17 protein-coding genes are annotated in these 16,984 nt (G+C 66.1%); 8 read left to right on the plus strand and 9 right to left on the minus strand.

The genetic code is table 11. The features are described from left to right. Positions 1-468 (minus strand): FeoB small GTPase domain-containing protein (locus AX681_RS17215; protein WP_197424314.1); only part of this gene is annotated, 468 nt, incomplete at its 3' end. Then, a complete protein-coding gene (locus AX681_RS17220) occupies positions 465-713 on the minus strand; it encodes a FeoA family protein (protein WP_156442774.1) in 249 nt (82 codons plus the stop codon). The genes AX681_RS17220 and AX681_RS17215, both read right to left, overlap by 4 nt. A 352-nt stretch (positions 714-1,065) precedes the next feature. On the opposite strand from AX681_RS17220, the gene AX681_RS17225 reads away from it, so the two are divergent. Then, a complete protein-coding gene (locus AX681_RS17225; RefSeq protein WP_066662749.1) occupies positions 1,066-2,643 on the plus strand; it encodes a lysine--tRNA ligase in 1,578 nt (525 codons plus the stop codon). A gap of 151 nt (positions 2,644-2,794) precedes the next feature. Here the strand turns inward: AX681_RS17225 and AX681_RS17230 are convergent, their stop codons facing one another. Continuing rightward, positions 2,795-4,267, minus strand: coding sequence for a DUF389 domain-containing protein (locus AX681_RS17230; RefSeq protein ID WP_066662762.1), 1,473 nt, complete (start codon positions 4,265-4,267; stop codon positions 2,795-2,797). 76 nt (positions 4,268-4,343) lie between these two features. Here AX681_RS17230 and nhaA point away from each other — a divergent pair, with 76 nt between their 5' ends. Next, positions 4,344-5,579 carry a Na+/H+ antiporter NhaA gene (gene nhaA, locus AX681_RS17235; protein ID WP_066682551.1) on the plus strand — a complete coding sequence of 412 codons (1,236 nt, stop codon included), beginning with the start codon at positions 4,344-4,346 and terminating at the stop codon, positions 5,577-5,579. Then, the gene (locus AX681_RS17240) at positions 5,579-6,583 is read left to right on the plus strand and encodes a histone deacetylase family protein (protein WP_066658639.1); all 1,005 of its coding nucleotides are present in this window, start codon (positions 5,579-5,581) and stop codon (positions 6,581-6,583) included. The genes nhaA and AX681_RS17240 overlap by 1 nt, the downstream gene beginning before the upstream one ends. Positions 6,584-6,759: 176 nt before the next feature. Here the strand turns inward: AX681_RS17240 and AX681_RS17245 are convergent, their stop codons facing one another. The 5 genes from AX681_RS17245 to AX681_RS17265 all read right to left on the minus strand — a co-directional run bounded on the left by AX681_RS17245 (position 6,760) and on the right by AX681_RS17265 (position 11,650). After that, positions 6,760-7,821 carry a tetratricopeptide repeat protein gene (locus AX681_RS17245; RefSeq protein WP_197424315.1) on the minus strand — a complete coding sequence of 354 codons (1,062 nt, stop codon included), beginning with the start codon at positions 7,819-7,821 and terminating at the stop codon, positions 6,760-6,762. Positions 7,822-8,136: 315 nt separating this feature from the next. After that, a complete protein-coding gene (locus AX681_RS17250; RefSeq protein ID WP_066682553.1) occupies positions 8,137-9,063 on the minus strand; it encodes an electron transfer flavoprotein subunit alpha/FixB family protein in 927 nt (308 codons plus the stop codon). Further along, positions 9,060-9,809, minus strand: coding sequence for an electron transfer flavoprotein subunit beta/FixA family protein (locus AX681_RS17255; protein WP_066659608.1), 750 nt, complete (start codon positions 9,807-9,809; stop codon positions 9,060-9,062). The genes AX681_RS17250 and AX681_RS17255 overlap by 4 nt, the downstream gene beginning before the upstream one ends. 188 nt (positions 9,810-9,997) lie before the next feature. Next, on the minus strand, positions 9,998-11,197 hold the full coding sequence (sucC, locus tag AX681_RS17260) for an ADP-forming succinate--CoA ligase subunit beta (protein ID WP_066659614.1): 1,200 nt from the start codon (positions 11,195-11,197) through the stop codon (positions 9,998-10,000). Positions 11,198-11,326: 129 nt separating this feature from the next. After that, the gene (locus tag AX681_RS17265) at positions 11,327-11,650 is read right to left on the minus strand and encodes a hypothetical protein (RefSeq protein ID WP_066659616.1); all 324 of its coding nucleotides are present in this window, start codon (positions 11,648-11,650) and stop codon (positions 11,327-11,329) included. Between the two features lie 22 nt (positions 11,651-11,672). Here AX681_RS17265 and AX681_RS17270 point away from each other — a divergent pair, with 22 nt between their 5' ends. Both AX681_RS17270 and AX681_RS17275 read left to right on the plus strand, forming a co-directional pair. Beyond that, positions 11,673-12,176, plus strand: coding sequence for a sterol desaturase family protein (locus AX681_RS17270; RefSeq protein WP_066659618.1), 504 nt, complete (start codon positions 11,673-11,675; stop codon positions 12,174-12,176). Beyond that, positions 12,173-12,919: a sulfite exporter TauE/SafE family protein gene (locus AX681_RS17275; protein ID WP_066659620.1), complete on the plus strand. Its 747-nt coding sequence runs from the start codon at positions 12,173-12,175 to the stop codon at positions 12,917-12,919. The genes AX681_RS17270 and AX681_RS17275 overlap by 4 nt, the downstream gene beginning before the upstream one ends. A gap of 117 nt (positions 12,920-13,036) precedes the next feature. On the opposite strand, the gene AX681_RS17280 is transcribed toward AX681_RS17275, so the two are convergent. Then, positions 13,037-13,972, minus strand: coding sequence for a ribose-phosphate pyrophosphokinase (locus tag AX681_RS17280; protein WP_066659011.1), 936 nt, complete (start codon positions 13,970-13,972; stop codon positions 13,037-13,039). A 241-nt stretch (positions 13,973-14,213) separates the two neighbouring features. Here AX681_RS17280 and AX681_RS17285 point away from each other — a divergent pair, with 241 nt between their 5' ends. From AX681_RS17285 to AX681_RS17295, 3 genes are all read left to right on the plus strand, one after another. Next, entirely contained in the window at positions 14,214-15,497 is a 1,284-nt protein-coding gene (locus AX681_RS17285) for a 3-methyl-2-oxobutanoate dehydrogenase (2-methylpropanoyl-transferring) subunit alpha (protein WP_066659013.1), read from the plus strand. Between the two features lie 50 nt (positions 15,498-15,547). Further along, positions 15,548-16,552 (plus strand): alpha-ketoacid dehydrogenase subunit beta, encoded by a 1,005-nt coding sequence (locus tag AX681_RS17290; protein WP_066659014.1) that lies wholly within the window; start codon positions 15,548-15,550, stop codon positions 16,550-16,552. 5 nt (positions 16,553-16,557) lie between these two features. Next, positions 16,558-16,984, plus strand: a 427-nt coding sequence (locus tag AX681_RS17295; protein WP_331710030.1) for a biotin/lipoyl-containing protein, incomplete at its 3' end; no start/stop codon positions are given.

The raw sequence follows: 16,984 nt of genomic DNA on the forward strand, positions 1-16,984 counted from the left end.
CTTGCGCACCGCGACGGTGGTGACGACCGGGACGCCCAGCTCCGCGGACAGCGCATCGGCGTCGATGGTGAGGCCGTCGCGCGTCGCCATGTCGATCATGTTGAGCGCGACCACCATCGGACGGCCAAGCTGACGCAGCTGAAGCACGAAACGCAGATGGTTTTCGAGGTTGGAGGCGTCGGCGACGACGATCAGCGCGTCGGGGAGGCGTTCGCCCTCTTGGCGTCCGAGCACCACGTCGCGGGTGACGGCTTCGTCAGGGCTGGACGGATCGAGGCTGTAGGTGCCGGGCAGGTCGACCAGCTCGACCGGGCGGCCATCGTTGAGCGCGAGGCGGCCCGAATGGCGCTCGACCGTCACGCCGGGATAGTTGCCGACCTTTTGCCGCGCGCCGGTGAGCGCGTTGAACAGAGCGGTCTTGCCGGCATTGGGGTTGCCGACCAGCGCGACGAGCGGCTGGGCGTTCATGCGGCGGGTGCCTTGAGATGGATCGCCTGGACGATGTGACGGCGCAGCGCGACGGTCATGCGCCCGATGCGCACCGCGGCGGGACCGCCGAACCAGCCGACCGGGCGGATCAGTTCGACCTCGACCCCTTCATCCAGCCCGAATTCGCGCAGGCGGCGCACTTCGTGCGGGGCGAGCGCGGACCAGTCGATCGTGGCGACGGTGGCAGGGAGATTGCGCGGCGCACGCGCGAGGGAGTCGGTCATGTTGCGAGCGATTATCAAGAGCGACGGGGAAATGCCAGCACAATGCGGAATCAATCCTCCCCCGCCAGGGGGAGGTGGCAGCGCGCAGCGCTAACGGAGGGGCGGCCGCGTAGACGGCCGGGGGCAGCTCGGCAGAATTCTGCCCTCTGCGGCCAACGGCTTGCTTCGCAAGCCGGCTCCGCTGCTGCGATATGCCCCCGGCATATCGCTGTTCGCAGCTACGCCCCCTCCACCACCGGCTCCGCCGGCGGTCCCCCTCCCCTGCTGCGCAGGGGAGGAATTGGGTGGGTTGCAAAACCGGTCGCCATCGCGCACCCGCTGACGCGCAACTTATCCAGATAGACAGACAGTGATGACCGACACCGCTCTCCGCGACGCCGCCCTCGCCTCCAAGGCCTGGCCCTATGAGGAGGCGCGCAAGCTGCTCAAGCGCTATCCGGAGGGCAAGCCTGGCGGCGCGCCGGTGCTGTTCGAGACCGGCTATGGCCCCTCGGGGCTGCCGCATATCGGGACGTTCAACGAAGTGCTGCGCACGACCATGGTGCGGCGCGCGTTCGAGACGCTGTCGGACATGTCCACGCGGCTGATCGCGTTCAGCGACGATATGGATGGCCTGCGCAAGGTGCCGGACAATGTGCCCGATGGCGAGATGCTGGCGCAATATATCGGCCACCCGCTGACCAAGGTGCCCGACCCCTTCGGCAAGTTCGAAAGCTTTGCGCACCACAACAACGCGATGCTGCGCGACTTTCTCGACCGGTTCGGGTTCGACTATGAGTTCGCGTCGTCCACCGATTATTATGGCTCGGGCAAATTCGACGATGCGCTGCGGCTCGTCCTGCGCAACTATCAGGGCATCATGGACGTGATGCTGCCGACGCTGCGTGCGGAGCGGCAGGCGACCTATTCGCCGGTGCTGCCGATCAGTCCGAAGACGGGGATCGTGCTGCAGGTGCCGATCGAGGTGCTCGATCCCGAAACGGGCATGATCGCGTTCACCGATAGCGATGGCGAGCGGATCGAGCAGAGCATCCTTGGCGGCAAGTCGAAGCTGCAGTGGAAGGCCGACTGGGCGATGCGCTGGGTCGCGCTGGGCGTCGATTACGAGATGGCGGGCAAGGATCTGATCGATTCGGTGACGCAATCGGGCCGAATCGCGCGCGTGCTGGGCGGGCGCCCGCCCGAGGGGTTCAATTACGAGCTGTTCCTCGACGCCAAGGGCGAGAAGATTTCGAAGACCAAGGGCAATGGCCTGTCGATCGAGCAGTGGCTAACCTATGGGCCCGACGAGTCCCTCGCCTTCTACATCTATCGCGAGCCCAAAAAAGCCAAGGCGCTGCATCTGGGGCTGATCCCGCGCGCGGTGGACGATTATTGGCAGTTCCGCGCCGCCTATGCCGACCAGCCGGTCGAGCAAAGGCTGGGCAATCCGGTGCATCATATCCATAACGGCCCGCCGCCGGCCGAGACGCTGCCGGTGACGTTCGGGCTGCTGCTCAACCTGGTCGGCGTGCTGCGCGAGCCGACGGTCGAGCAGGTGTGGGGGTATCTGGGCAATTATGTGCCGGATGCGACGGCGGAGAACTGGCCCGCGCTGGATGCGCTGATCGGCTATGCGATCGCTTATGTCCGCGACGTGGCGGAGAAGCCGGTGCGGCGCGCGCCCGAGGGGGTCGAGGTCGCGGCGTTGCAGGATCTCGACGCGCAGCTTGGCGCTGCGGGGGCGGATGCGTCGGCCGAGGATCTGCAGAACATCGTCTATGAGATCGGCAAGGCGCATTTCGGCAAGGAGGCGCTGCGCGACTGGTTCAAGGCTTTGTACGAGACGCTGCTGGGATCGTCGCAGGGGCCGCGCATGGGCAGCTTCATCGCGCTCTATGGCGTGGAGAATAGCCGCACGCTGATCGGCGAGGCGCTGGCGAAGGTTTGAGCATTTATCCTCCCCCGCCAGGGGGAGGTGCCGCTGAACGCGGCGGAGGGGGAGGACGGCTTTGCCCTCACCGCTCTGGCCGACCACTTCCTCCCCCTCCGTCACCCCGGATCAAGTCCGGGGTGCCACCTCCCCCTGGCGGGGGAGGATTTTAGTTGGCCTCTTCCGGCGCCAGCCAGCGCAGGCGGGCGGGAGCGGGGCCGTTGCCGGTGACGCGGGCGTCGATGCGGGCTTCGGTCAGGGCATCGACCACGGTTTGCGCCCCGCTGCCCGATACGCCGATCGGGAGCTTGATCCGCTGCGCCGCCCAGATGGCGGTGGCGAGCGCTTCGACGTCGGGCTTGTCGTCCGCGAGCACGATGTCGGGGAGCGCGGCGACGGGCGGGATCAGCGTGACGGTCCAGCCCTGTACTCCGGCGGCGACGCGGGTTTCGAGCGCGCGATAGGCGGCGAGGTTGGCGCCGGGCAGCGGGGCGGCGTTGACCACCGCGCGGCGATTGTCGCGGTCGAGCAGCACCGCGTCGGGCTTGACTCCGGCGATCAGCGCGAGCTGTTCCTGCGCGCGCGCGGCGAGGCGGTTGGCGGCGCTGGCGCTGGAGGCTTGCGCCGCAGCGACCTGCGCCGCTTCGGCCTGGGCGCCGGTGCCGACGCGGATCTGTTCGAGCTCGACCGCGACCGGGCGGCCGACCAGTTCGCGCAGCACCGCAGTGGCGCGGGCTTCCGCCTCGGCGCGCAATCGGGGTGTCAGCACGGTCGCGGTGACGCGGACGGGTTGCGCCTCATAGTCGATATCGACCTGGCTCAGGCGCGCGGCGCCCTCGAACTCGCTGCTGATCACTTCGCGGATCTGGCGCGAGGCGTTGGCCTCCCAGCCCAGCTGGACGAGGACCAGCCCCAAAGGAATCGCGAAACCAGCGAGCGCGACGGTGACGACGATCGTCTGCAGCATCGTGTGCTGGGGCGAGAGGTGCGAGCCGAAGCCATAGAGGCGCGCGACCACGGCGGCGGCGACCGCGATGGTGATAAGGTTGGTGAGGAACAGCAGCAGCGAGCCGGCGAAGACCGTCCAGTTCCAGGTGGCGAGGCCGAAGCCGACCACGGCCAGCGGCGGCATCAAGGCGGTGGCGATGGCGACGCCGACCACCGTCCCCGCCCTGCCGCGGATCATCGCATAGGCTCCGGCGAGCGCGGAGAAGAGCGCGATCATCAGGTCGAACAGATTGGGGCGGGTGCGCGCGGCGATTTCGGTCGTCACATTCTGGATCGGCGAGACCAGCACGAGCAAGGCGGTGAACAGCACCGCGATGACGATGCCGAGTGCAAGCGCGATGGCCGCGGTGCGGATCTCGTTCCAGTCGAAGGTGGCGAGGCCGAAGCCGAGGCCGATGATCGGCCCCATCAGCGGCGAGATGAGCATCGCGCCGATGACGACTGCTGGAGAGGAGAGCAGCAGGCCGAGCACCGCGATGCCCGCCGACATCAGCGTCATGAAGGCATAGCGGCCGGTGAAGCCGGCGTCCTCGCGCACTTTTTCGACGACATCGACGTGATCGACCGTGGCGATCACCCGCGTGCGCCACCAGGCGACGACCGGATTGTCGGGCTTCAACAATGCGATGCTCATATTCGCGCCTCTAGGGGGTTTGCCCGGTGGGTTCCAGCCGTTAGGCAGGGGCACGCCGCAACCACAGGAGCAACGCATGGCCGCACGAAACGACCAGGCAGGACGATCGGTGCTGCGCCGATTTTTGCAGAGCGAGGCGGCGGGCGGCATCATTTTGATGGCCGCCGCAGCGCTGGCGATGCTGGTCGCCAATCTGCCCGGTGTTTCCGAGGCCTATTTCCACCTGCTGCATCTCGACACCGGGCCGGTGATCAGCCCGAAATACGGGTCGATGAGCGTGCATCTGTGGATCAACGATGCGCTGATGGCGATCTTCTTCCTGTTCGTGGGGCTGGAGATCAAGCGCGAGTTCATCGACGGGCAGCTCGCCACCTGGGAGCATCGGCGGTTGCCGATCGTCGCGGCGGCGGCGGGGATGGTCGGGCCGGCCCTGGTCTATCTGTTCATCACCGGATGGGATGGCCCGCTGGTCAATGGCTGGGCGATTCCCGCCGCGACCGACATCGCCTTTGCCATCGGCGTGCTGGCGCTGCTCGGCAGCCGCGCGCCGGCGTCGCTCAAGCTGTTCCTGACCACCGTCGCGATCGTCGATGACATGGGCGCGGTGGCGATCATCGCGATCGCCTATACCGCCGAGCTGTCGACGCTCTACCTCGCGCTCGGCGCGCTGGTGATGGCGACCATGTATGTGCTGAACCGCAGCGGGGTGAAGCGGCTATGGCCATACCTGCTGCTCGGAGCGGCGCTTTGGTATTTCGTGTTCATGTCGGGCGTGCATGCGACGATTGCAGGCGTGCTGACCGCGATGATGGTGCCGATCACCACCAGCCCGGGCGCGTGCGACGATGCCGAATCGCCGCTGCACAAGCTCGAGCACGCGCTCGCTCCCTGGGTCGCCTATGCGATCGTGCCGGTGTTCGGCTTTGCCAATGCCGGTGTCAGCCTGGCGGGGATGAGCCCGGCGATCCTGCTCGCGCCGCTGCCGCTGGGCATCGCGGCAGGCCTGTTCATCGGCAAGCAGGTCGGCATTTTCGGAAGCATCTGGCTGGCCGCCAAGCTGCGCTTTGCCGCGCCGCCGGGCGGGGCGACGTGGTTGCAGCTTTATGCCGTCGCGATGCTGTGCGGCATCGGCTTTACGATGAGCCTGTTCATCGGCGGGCTGGCCTTCCCCGGCAATGAGGAGCTGGTCGATGAGGTCAAGATCGGCGTGCTCGCCGGATCGATCCTGTCGGCGGCGATCGGCTACACGATCCTGCGCTTCGCCCCGCGCTGGCGTGAGGGCGGCAGCGGCGACGCGGATCGGACCGCGTGATGCGCTGCTTCTACGACCCCGGGCAGCTGGCCCATGCCCCCGCGCGCGAGCTGCATAACGGGGAATTCGTGCCCTATGCGGAGAAGCCGGAGCGCGCCGCCGCCATCGCCGCGACATTGGGCACGACCGAGCTGCCGCAGGACCGGGGCGAGGCGCCGATCCGCGCGGTGCATGACGCGGACTATATCGAGTTTCTGAAGACCGCGCCCGCGCGCTGGGCGGAGGCGGGGCGACCAGGCGATGTCATGGGCTATATCTGGCCGACGGTGCGCAAGCGCGCGCTGAAGCTGGAGCGGATCGACGCGCTGGCGGGGCAATACAGCATCGACGCATCGACGCCGCTGACCGCGCAGACCTGGGACGCGAGCTATCGCAGCGTGCAATGCGCGCTGGCGGCGACCCACGCAGTGCTGGGAGGCGAGCGGACGGCGTTCGCGCTGTCCCGACCGCCGGGGCATCATGCCGGCGCGGATTATCTGGGCGGCTATTGCTACCTCAACCATGTCGCGGTCGCGGCACAGGCGGCGCGCGATGCGGGCGTGCAGCGTGTCGCGATCCTCGATATCGACTATCATCACGGCAACGGGACGCAGGATATCTTCTGGGAGCGCGGCGACGTGTTCTTTGCCTCGATCCATGCCGATCCGGCGACGGACTTTCCGTTCTACTGGGGCCATGCGGACGAGGTCGGCGAGGGTGCGGGCGAAGGGGCGACGCTGAACCTGCCGCTGCCGCGCGGGACGCGGATCGATGCGTTCCGTGCCGCGCAGGACCGGGCGCTGGCAGCGATTGCGGCGTCGGGCGCGGAGCTGTTGCTGGTCAGTTTCGGGGCGGACACGTTCGTCGGCGATCCGATTTCGCAATTCGCGCTGGAGACGGCGGACTATGCGCTGCTGGGGCGCGACATTGCCGCCGCCGGGCTGCCGACTGCGATCGTGATGGAAGGCGGCTATGCGATCGACGCGCTGGGGGCGAATGTTGCCAGCTTTTTGAGCGGGTTCTGAGCGCACGATTTTTTTCGCGGGGCGTGGAACCAAGTTCGATCGAGGGGCGTTGTTATCCAGCTTGATCGAGAGAAAGAGCATTTAGACGACCCGAACCCATGTGGAACGGATCGTCCAGGGAGCCCCGCCGCTGAACAAGCGACGGGGCTTACCTGTTTCTGGCGCAATCGTGTCCGCTATCTGATCCGCTGCGAGAGCAGCCAGTTCGTCTTAAGAACGCCCTGAAACAAGCTGCGATACGTCCGCATCTCGACCTTGGCGGCCTCGGTAAATCCGACATAGCTGAATAGGCGAGCCGTCGCCCAGACGGCAGCGTCACGATTCAAGGTTCTCGATTCTGGCAACATGGCCCCCCGCTCCGTCAGGTGCCGGGCAAGCTGGGCGTCCGCCTTGATCCGCTCACGATGTCCCGTCGGCAACGCCGACGCGGCGGCGCGCGCCTTGCGATACAGCGCCTCGGCTTCGCCCGGCGCACCTTTTCGGTCGAGGATCTGGGCCAGCGTCTCGTAGGGAATCTGGAGAAACGCGGCGTCGGGCGGCAACGCGGCGGTATAGATCGCCAGCGCCCGTCGCGCCAATCGTTCGGCCTCCTGGAATTGCGCCTGCGACTCCAGCAGTGCGGCGAGGCCGCGATAGCCCTCCGCCACAGCCGTATGTCCCGCCGGATATAGCTTTTCGATGATCGCGATCGACTTGCGTTGCAGCTGCTCGGCCTCCCCCGCCCGGCCAAGCATTGCGGCGGTCGCCGCAAGATTACTGAGCAGTCTTGCCGCGATTGCGCCGTCCGGTTCGGTCCGTGTGACGACCGCAAACGCCTGGCGAAACAGCGTCTCCGCTTCGATCGGCCGCATCAGCTGCAAGAGGTGAACGGCAAGATTGCTATAGCTTCGCGCGATCGCCAGGTGCCCGCTGGGAAACCCCTGCTCGGCCCATGCCACCGCCGCCCGGAACTGCGCCTCTGCCGCTTCGACCTTGCCCTGATGCTGCAGATTGGCAGCCAGCGCATCATGGGCGTTGAGCACGCGTTCTGCGTCTTGCGGTAATGTTGCGAGCACCAGTTGGAGGCGGGCGCGATAGTAGGTTTCGGCCTCGTCGAATCGATTGAGGTCTCGCAGGATATCGCCGAGGAGCCATACCGCGCGCAGCTGCTCTGCAGGGCTCGCCGGGTCCGCAGTTTCGGCAAGTTTGCGCGCATAACGTTCGGCGACCGTCAGTTCACGCGCCCGCGCGTTGAGCACTGCGAACCGGTACATGAGGAAACGGCATCGGTCGGTTACCTGCGGTTCGGCAAGGCAGCTTGCCGCGGCATTCTCGATGATCCGGATTTCCTCGGTCGGTGTGACCACCCGTTCGATAGGCTGTGCCAAGGAACCTGGAGTCGCGAACAGCAGCGCTACCGCTGTCATCCAAAGCCCCCGCATACCCCAGTCCCCCGCCGAACTGCACCAACGGATCAACGTACCAGCCGCAGCATTTAGATGGGAAGCACTTAACGAGAAAGGCGCCGCCGACCCTCCGGCCAGCGACGCCTTCCTTATACCCGTCCGATCGGCTTAGAGCTTCTCAGTCAGTTCCGGCACGAGCTTGAACAGATCGCCGACCAGGCCGATGTCCGCAACCTGGAAGATCGGTGCGTCTTCGTCCTTGTTGATCGCGATGATCGTCTTGCTGTCCTTCATGCCGGCGAGATGCTGGATCGCGCCCGAGATGCCGACCGCGACATAGACTTCGGGTGCGACGATCTTGCCGGTCTGGCCGACCTGATAGTCGTTGGGGGCGTAACCCGCATCGACCGCAGCGCGGCTGGCGCCGACCGCTGCGCCGAGCTTGTCGGCGAGCGGATCGATCAGCGCGTGGAACTGTTCGCCCGAGCCGAGCGCGCGGCCGCCCGAGACGATGATCTTGGCGCTGGTCAGTTCGGGACGCTCGCTCTTGGCGATTTCCGCGCCGACGAAGCTGGAGAGACCCTTGTCACCGGTGCCCGAAACGGTTTCGACCGATGCGCTGCCGCCCTCGGTCGCCGCCTTGTCGAAGGCGGTGCCGCGCACGGTCAGCACCTTCTTCGCGTCCGACGAGGTGACGGTAGCGATGGCATTGCCGGCATAGATCGGGCGGGTGAACTGGTCGCCCTCGATCCCGATCACTTCGCTGATCTGCATCACGTCGAGCAGCGCAGCGACGCGCGGCGCGATATTCTTGCCGGTTGTGGTGGCGGGCGCGACGAAGGCGTCATAGCCCGACATCAGGTCAGCCACGAGCGGCGCGACATTCTCGGCGAGCGCATTGGCATAGGCCGCGTCGTCGGCGAGCAGCACCTTGCTGACGCCCGCGATCTTTGCGGCGGCGTCGGCGGCACCCTGTGCGCCCGAACCGGCGACCAGCGCGACGACGTCGCCCAGCTTGCCCGCCGCGGTGACGGCGGCGAGCGTTGCGTCCTTCACCGACGCATTGTCATGTTCGACCCAGACCAGAACGCTCATGCCACAACTCCCAGTGCCTTGAGCTTGCCGACAAGCTCATCCACATCCGCAACCTTGACGCCGGCGGTGCGCTTGGCCGGCTCTTCCACCTTCACCACCGACAGGCGTGGCGTCACATCGACGCCGTAATCGGCCGGGGTCTTGGCGGCGAGCGGCTTGCTCTTTGCCTTCATGATGTTGGGCAGCGAGGCGTAGCGCGGCTCGTTCAGGCGAAGATCGGTGGTGACGATCGCCGGGATGTTGAGCTTCACGGTTTCGAGGCCGCCATCGACTTCGCGGGTCACGTCGACGCTGTCGCCCGACACCTCGACCTTCGACGCGAAGGTGCCCTGACCCCAGCCGAGCAACGCGCCGAGCATCTGGCCGGTCTGGTTGTTGTCGTCGTCGATCGCCTGCTTGCCCAGGATGATCAGGCCGGGCTGTTCTTCCTCGGCCACCTTGGCGAGCAGCTTGGCGACGCCGAGCGGTTCGACCGGGCCTTCGGCGGTGATCAGGATTGCGCGGTCGGCGCCCATCGCCAGCGCGGTGCGCAGCGTTTCCTGAGCCTTTTGCTCACCGATCGAGACCACGACGATCTCGGTCGCCGCGCCCTTTTCCTTCAGGCGAATCGCTTCTTCGACCGCGATCTCGTCGAACGGGTTCATGCTCATCTTGACGTTGGCGAGATCCACGCCCGTCCCGTCCGCCTTCACGCGGGGCTTTACGTTATAGTCAAGCACACGCTTGACCGGCACCAGCACTTTCATCGCGTCCTCCGCTCCAATCGCGTCGTTTTAAAGGTTCGAGTCCGTTCGTCCCTAGAAGGGTTTTTGCCGTTTTCGCAAGTCCGGTATGGAATCATACGATTGCCGTAGCGTCATTGCGCAAACGAAAAAGGGGTCCGACGCGGATGACGCGCCAGACCCCCTTTCAATGGGCGTTCAAGGGGCCGCGATCAAGCAGCCGCCTGGACCTCCGCCACAATCTTCTTCGCCGCGTCGCCCAGATCATTGGCCGGAACGATGGCGAGACCCGAGTTGGCGAGGATTTCCTTGCCCTGCTCGACATTGGTGCCTTCGAGGCGGACGACCAGCGGGACCGACAGGTTCACTTCCTTCGCCGCGGCGACGATGCCCTCGGCGATGATGTCGCACTTCATGATCCCGCCAAAGATGTTGACGAGGATGCCCTTCACCGCCGGATCGGCGAGGATGATCTTGAATGCGGCGGTGACCTTTTCCTTGTTCGCGCCGCCGCCGACGTCGAGGAAATTGGCCGGGAACATGCCGTTGAGCTTGATGATGTCCATCGTCGCCATGGCGAGGCCCGCGCCGTTGACCATGCAGCCGATGTCGCCGTCGAGCTTGATATAGGCGAGGTCGTACTTCGACGCCTCCAGCTCCATCGGATCCTCTTCGGTGGTGTCGCGCAGTTCCATCAGGTCCTTGTGACGGAACATGGCGTTGCCGTCGAAGCCGACCTTGGCGTCGAGGACGAGGAGGTTGCCCTGCTCGGTCAGCGCGAGCGGGTTGACCTCGATCTGCTCGGCATCCGTCGCGAGGAAGGCGGCGTAGAGCGAGGCAGCGACCTTGGCCGCCTGCTTCGCCTGATCGCCGGTCAGGCCGAGCGCCGCGGCGACGGTCCGGCCGTGATGCGGCATGAAGCCGGTCGCGGGATCGACCGAGAAGCTGTGGATCTTCTCAGGGGTCGAGTGGGCGACTTCCTCGATGTCCATGCCGCCTTCGGTCGAGACGACGAAAGCGATGCGGCTGGTCGCGCGGTCGACGAGGAGCGCGAGGTAGAATTCCTTGGCGATGTCGGCGCCGTCGGTGACGTAGAGGCGGTTGACCTGCTTGCCCGCTTCGCCGGTCTGGATCGTGACCAGCGTGTTGCCGAGCATGTCCTTGGCATGCGCTTCGACCTCGTCGAGGCTGAAGGCGAGGCGAACGCCGCCCTTGGCTTCGGGGGCGAGTTCCTTGAACTTGCCCTTGCCGCGGCCGCCGGCATGGATCTGCGACTTCACGACATAGAGCGGTCCGGGGAGCTTCTTGGCGGCTTCGACCGCCTCTTCGACGGTGAAGGCGGCATGCCCGGCAGCGATCGGCGCGCCGTACTTCGCCAGCAGTTCCTTGGCCTGATATTCATGGATATTCATGGGATCGCCCTTTGCGTTGCAGCAAAATTCGCGCCGCTTAAGCACAGGGGCGCGGCGGAATCAAATGTCTTGACTTCGGCATTGCGACGCAGTTGCAATAGGCGCTGCGCCGCCTGCGAAACGAGCGGGTTAGCGCGTCTCTTTGGCGAGGCCGGTGGCGCATAAGCCGCCCGAGCTGGTCGCCACCGCGAGGATTTCGGGATCGCCGAGCGCGCGGACGCGGCGCAGGAAGCGGTCGAGCGACTCGGCTTCGCGCGCCTTGGGCAGGTCGGCGATGCGCATCAGCTGGGCGAGGCTCAGGCGATCCACCATCCGCTCCGCCATGCACGCGGCGAGCGGCTTGGGCAGGCCGGCATTGGTGAGGCCGGTGCGCAGCCGTGCTTCGGGCACCGCGCAGGCAGAAACTGCGGTCAGCGCCGCAATCAGGGGAATCACGCGTCTCGCATCGATCATGGTCCGTCGCTATATCGCCCGCATGAGTCCCGCAATCGGCATCGCGCTGTTCCTGCTCACCGTCGCCCTGATGGAGGGGTTTGCCTATGTCGCGCATCGCTGGCTGATGCACGGGCCGGGCTGGTTCCTGCACAAAAGCCATCATTCGCCGCGCACCGGCAATTGGGAGCTGAACGACCTCTATGCCGTGATCTTTGCGCTGCCGTCATTCGTGCTGCTGCTGGGCGGGGTGCATCTGGGCTGGTGGCAGGGCTATGCATGGATCGGCGCGGGGATTGCGGCCTATGGCGCGATCTATTTCGGGTTCCACGACATCATCGTGCACAAGCGGCTCAACACCCGCTACATTCCCAAGTCCGAATATATGAAGCGGATCATCCAGGCGCACCGGTTGCACCATGTGGTCGAGACCAAGCATGGCACGGTGAGCTTCGGGTTTCTCTATGCCCCGCCGCCCGAAAAGCTGAAGGCGCAGCTCAAGGCGCGTGGCAATGCCGGGGTGCGCGAGCCGGTAGGCCGCTTCTGATCCTCGATCCGGTCTTTTACGCGATCGCCATTCCGGCGGTCGCGCTGCTGGGGCTGTCCAAGGGCGGTTTTGCCGGGGCGGGTTCGCTGTCGCTGCCGGTGATCGCCTTTGTCGTCGATCCGGTGCGTGCAGCGGCGATCCTGTTGCCGATCCTGATCGTGCAGGACGTGGTCGGTATCTGGGCGTTCCGGCGGACGGTCGATTATTTCGTGCTGGGATGGACGCTGGCCGGCGCGATCGTCGGCATCGCGCTGGGCTATTGGTTTGCGGCGAGCGTTTCGGCGGATGTCGTGCTCGCGATGGTCGGGGTGATTTCGGCCGTGTTCGGTGCGCACCGGTTGTGGAAGGACCGACTGGGCGCGGGAGCGGCGTCCGCCTCGCCCGGCTGGGTCGGGTCGCTGTTCGGGGTCGCATCGGGCTTTACCAGCCAGATCGCCCATGCCGGGGCACCGCCCTGGCAGCTATGGGTGATGCCGCGCCAGCTGGCACCGGCCTATCTGGTCGGCACCACTGCCGTGTTCTTCGGGGCGGTGAACTGGCTCAAGGTGCCCGCGTATCTGGCGCTGGGGCAGTTCACGACCGAGAATCTGGGAACCAGCGCGGTGCTGATGCCGGTGGCGATCGCGTCGACCTTTGCCGGGGTATGGCTGGTGCGGCGCGTGTCGCCGGAGCGATTCTATACTGCGATCTACTGGCTGATGATCGGCGTGGGGGTGGTGCTGGTGGCGAAGGCGCTGTTTTGATTGGTTCCGCGGGCGCGGAACGCGGCACCAGCCCGCTCCCCCACCCGGCCACCCATCAGAATACACTGTCGTGGGTGGCCGGGTGGGGGAGCGGGCTGGTGCCGGAGCGCGAAGCGCTCAGTCGAACAGCGACGACACCGAGCTTTCGTCAGCAATCCGGCGGATTGCTTCGGCCAGCAGCGGAGCGATGGTCAGGTGGCGGATGCGTTGGGCCTGGCCGACGACATTGTGGTTGCCGATCGAATCGGTGATGACCAGTTCGCGCAGCGCCGAGCCATCGACCCGCGCGACCGCGCCGCCCGAGAGCACGCCGTGGGTACAATAGGCGACGACGTCCTCGGCCCCCGCGGCCTTGAGCGCGGCGGCGGCGTTGCACAAAGTCCCGGCCGAATCGACGATATCGTCGATCAGGATGCAGAAGCGGCCCTCAACCTCGCCGATGATGTTCATCACTTCGGATTCGCCGGCCTTTTCGCGGCGCTTGTCGACGATCGCGAGCGGGGCGTTGTCGAGCCGCTTGGCGAGCGCGCGGGCGCGGACCACGCCGCCGACGTCGGGCGACACGACCATCAGATTCTTGTCGGAGAAGCGCGCCTTGATATCCTCGCTCATCACCGGGGCGGCGAAGAGATTGTCGGTCGGGATGTCGAAAAAGCCCTGAATCTGCCCGGCGTGGAGATCGACCGAGAGGACACGGTTGGCGCCGGCGGTGGTGATCAAATTGGCGACCAGCTTGGCCGAGATCGGGGTGCGCGGGCCGGGCTTCCGGTCCTGACGCGCATAGCCGAAATAGGGGAGGACGGCGGTGATCCGCTTGGCCGATGCGCGGCGCAGCGCATCGATCATGATCAGCAGCTCCATCAGATTGTCGTTCGCCGGATAAGCGGTCGACTGGAGCACGAACACGTCCTCACCCCGGACGTTCTCGAGGATTTCGACAAAGATCTCCTCGTCCGCAAAGCGGCGCACATTCGCCTGCGTCAGCGGAAGTTCGAGATAAGAGGCGATCGCCTGGGCGAGCGGCAGGTTCGAATTGCCAGCCATCAGTTTCATACGCGCGTCGCTCCCGCCGAGTGTCATGGAATTGTCTCCCCTTAGGGTTGTGGATCGCTCGCGAAAAGGGGGCGTTTAGGATAGCCTGTTACAGGTTCGGCGTCCCGTGCGGGCACAGGCGAGTCAGGACAGCAATGCTGACCCATCTCGACAGGCTCGTTGAAACAATATAATCGGGCGCTGAAATAAATGTCCGCGCGCCGCAGGGCGACCCGGACGGCCTTTAGCTGCTGGAGAGTGCATGGCGGACGTCCCGCGCAACCTGCCCCCGCTGAGCCTGCATGTGCCGGAGCCGCGCTTCCGGCCCGGCGATGCGGTCGATTTCGCTGCAGTGGAGGTACCGCCCGCCGGCGCCCAGCCACGACCCGATACCGCCGCCGATCCGGCGAGCTTCCACGACCTATCCTATACTTTGGTCCGCGTCCTCGACGATGAAGGGCGTGCGGTCGGCCCATGGGACCCGCGACTCGACCCCGACACGCTGCGCACGATGCTGCGCGACATGGCGCTGGTGCGCGCATTCGACGAGCGCATGTTCCGCGCGCAGCGGCAGGGCAAGACCAGCTTCTACATGAAGTGCACCGGCGAAGAGGCGGTGGCGATTGCCGCCACCCATGCGCTGAGCCGCGACGACATGTGCTTCCCCAGCTATCGCCAGCAGGGCATCCTGATCGCGCGCGGATACAGCCTGGTTCAGATGATGAACCAGATCTATTCGAACAGCGGCGACAATCTGCAGGGCAAGCAGCTGCCGATCATGTACTCGTCCAAGGAGGACGGGTTCTTCTCGATCTCCGGCAACCTCGCCACGCAATATCCGCAGGCGGTGGGCTGGGCGATGGCGAGCGCGGCCAAGGGGGATACGCGCATCGCCGCAGTGTGGTGCGGTGAAGGCTCGACGGCGGAGGGCGACTTCCACTCGGCGATGACCTTTGCCACCGTCTACAAGGCGCCGGTCATCCTCAACGTCGTCAACAATCAATGGGCGATTTCGAGCTTCTCCGGCTTTGCCGGGGCCGAGGCGACGACCTTTGCCGCGCGGGCGATCGGCTATGGCATGGCCGGGCTGCGCGTCGACGGCAATGACGCGCTGGCGGTCTATGCGGCGACCCAGTGGGCGGCGGAGCGCGCGCGGACCAACCAGGGGCCGACGCTGATCGAGCATTTCACCTATCGCGCCGAGGGTCATTCGACCTCCGACGATCCGACGCAGTATCGCAGCGCGGGCGAGCCGGGCGCATGGCCGCTGGGCGACCCGGTCACGCGGCTGAAGGCGCACCTGATCGCATTGGGCGAATGGGACGAGGAGCGCCACGCGGCGATGGACCGCGAGGTCGCCGAACTCGTCAAGGCATCGCAGAAGGAGGCCGAGAAGAACGGCATCCTCGGCCATGGCCTGCACCAGCCGCTCGACACGCTGTTCGACGGGGTGTTCGAGGAGATGCCCTGGCATCTGCGCGAGCAGCGCCAGCAGATGCTGGACGAGGAAGAGGCGAGCGGCCGCCCATGGGCGAGGAAGGCATGAGCGACGTGATCGAAACCGCCGCCACCGGCGAAACCGGCGACATTGTGCGGATGAACATGATCCAGGCGATCAATTCCGCCATGGACGTGATGATGGCGCGCGATCCCGATGTGGTCGTGATGGGGGAGGATGTCGGCTATTTCGGCGGCGTGTTCCGCGCCACAGCCGGGTTGCAGGCCAAGTACGGCAAGACGCGCGTGTTCGACACGCCGATCACCGAATGCGGCATCATCGGCGTGGCGATCGGCATGGGTGCCTATGGCCTGCGCCCGGTGCCGGAGATCCAGTTCGCCGACTATATCTATCCCGCGCTCGACCAGCTGGTGAGCGAGGCGGCGCGGCTGCGCTACCGCTCGGCGGGGCAGTTCACCGCGCCGCTGACGGTGCGTTCGCCGTTCGGCGGCGGCATTTTCGGTGGCCAGACGCACAGCCAGAGCCCCGAGGGCATCTTTACCCATGTGTCGGGGGTGAAGACGGTGATCCCGTCGACCCCGTATGACGCCAAGGGGCTGTTGATCGCGTCGATCGAGGACAATGATCCGGTCATCTTCTTCGAACCCAAGCGCATCTATAACGGCCCGTTCAACGGCCATTGGGATCGCCCGGCCGAGAATTGGTCGAAGCATCCGGGCGGCGCGGTGCCCGAAGGCTATTACCGGATCGAGCTGGGCAAGGCGGCGATCGTGCGGCCGGGCACCGCGCTGACCGTGCTCGCCTATGGCACGATGGTGCATGTGGTGAAGGCGACGGTCGAGGAGATGGGCGTGGACGCCGAGATCATCGACCTGCGCACTCTGGTCCCGCTCGACATCGACACGATCGAGGAGTCGGTGAAGAAGACCGGGCGCTGCATGATCGTGCACGAAGCGACGCGCACCGGCGGGTTCGGCGCGGAGCTGTCGGCCCTGGTGCAGGAGCGGTGCTTCTATCACCTCGAGGCGCCGATCGAGCGCGTCACCGGGTTCGACACGCCCTATCCCCATTCGCTCGAATGGGCCTATTTCCCCGGGCCGGTCCGTATCGGACTGGCGCTCAAGAAACTCCTGAAGGACTGATCGGCATGGCGCGCTTTACGTTTCGTCTTCCGGATATTGGCGAAGGGATCGCCGAGGCCGAGATCGTCGCCTGGCACGTCAAGGTGGGCGACCGGATCGAGGAGGATCAGCAGGTCGCCGACATGATGACCGACAAGGCGACCGTGGAAATGGAATCGCCGGTGTCGGGCGTGGTGGTCGAGCTGGCCGGTGAGGTCGGCGACCAGGTCGCGATCGGCGCGTCGCTGATGGTCGTGGAGACCGACGCGGCGGTGGCGGAGGAAGCTCCGGCTCCGGCGGCTCCGGTTGCCGAGGCGGTCGAGGAACAGGTCGAGGCGGAAACGCCGGGGGTGCCGGAAGTGGTTGAGGCACCCGCTCCCCTCCCGCTTGCGGGAGGGGCTGGGGGAGGGCCTGTCCAAGCTACCCCGACCCCTGAAGAAACAAGCCCTCCCC

It is taken from the genome of Sphingomonas sp. CCH9-E2 (assembly GCF_001557215.1).
Lineage (GTDB): Bacteria > Pseudomonadota > Alphaproteobacteria > Sphingomonadales > Sphingomonadaceae > Sphingomonas.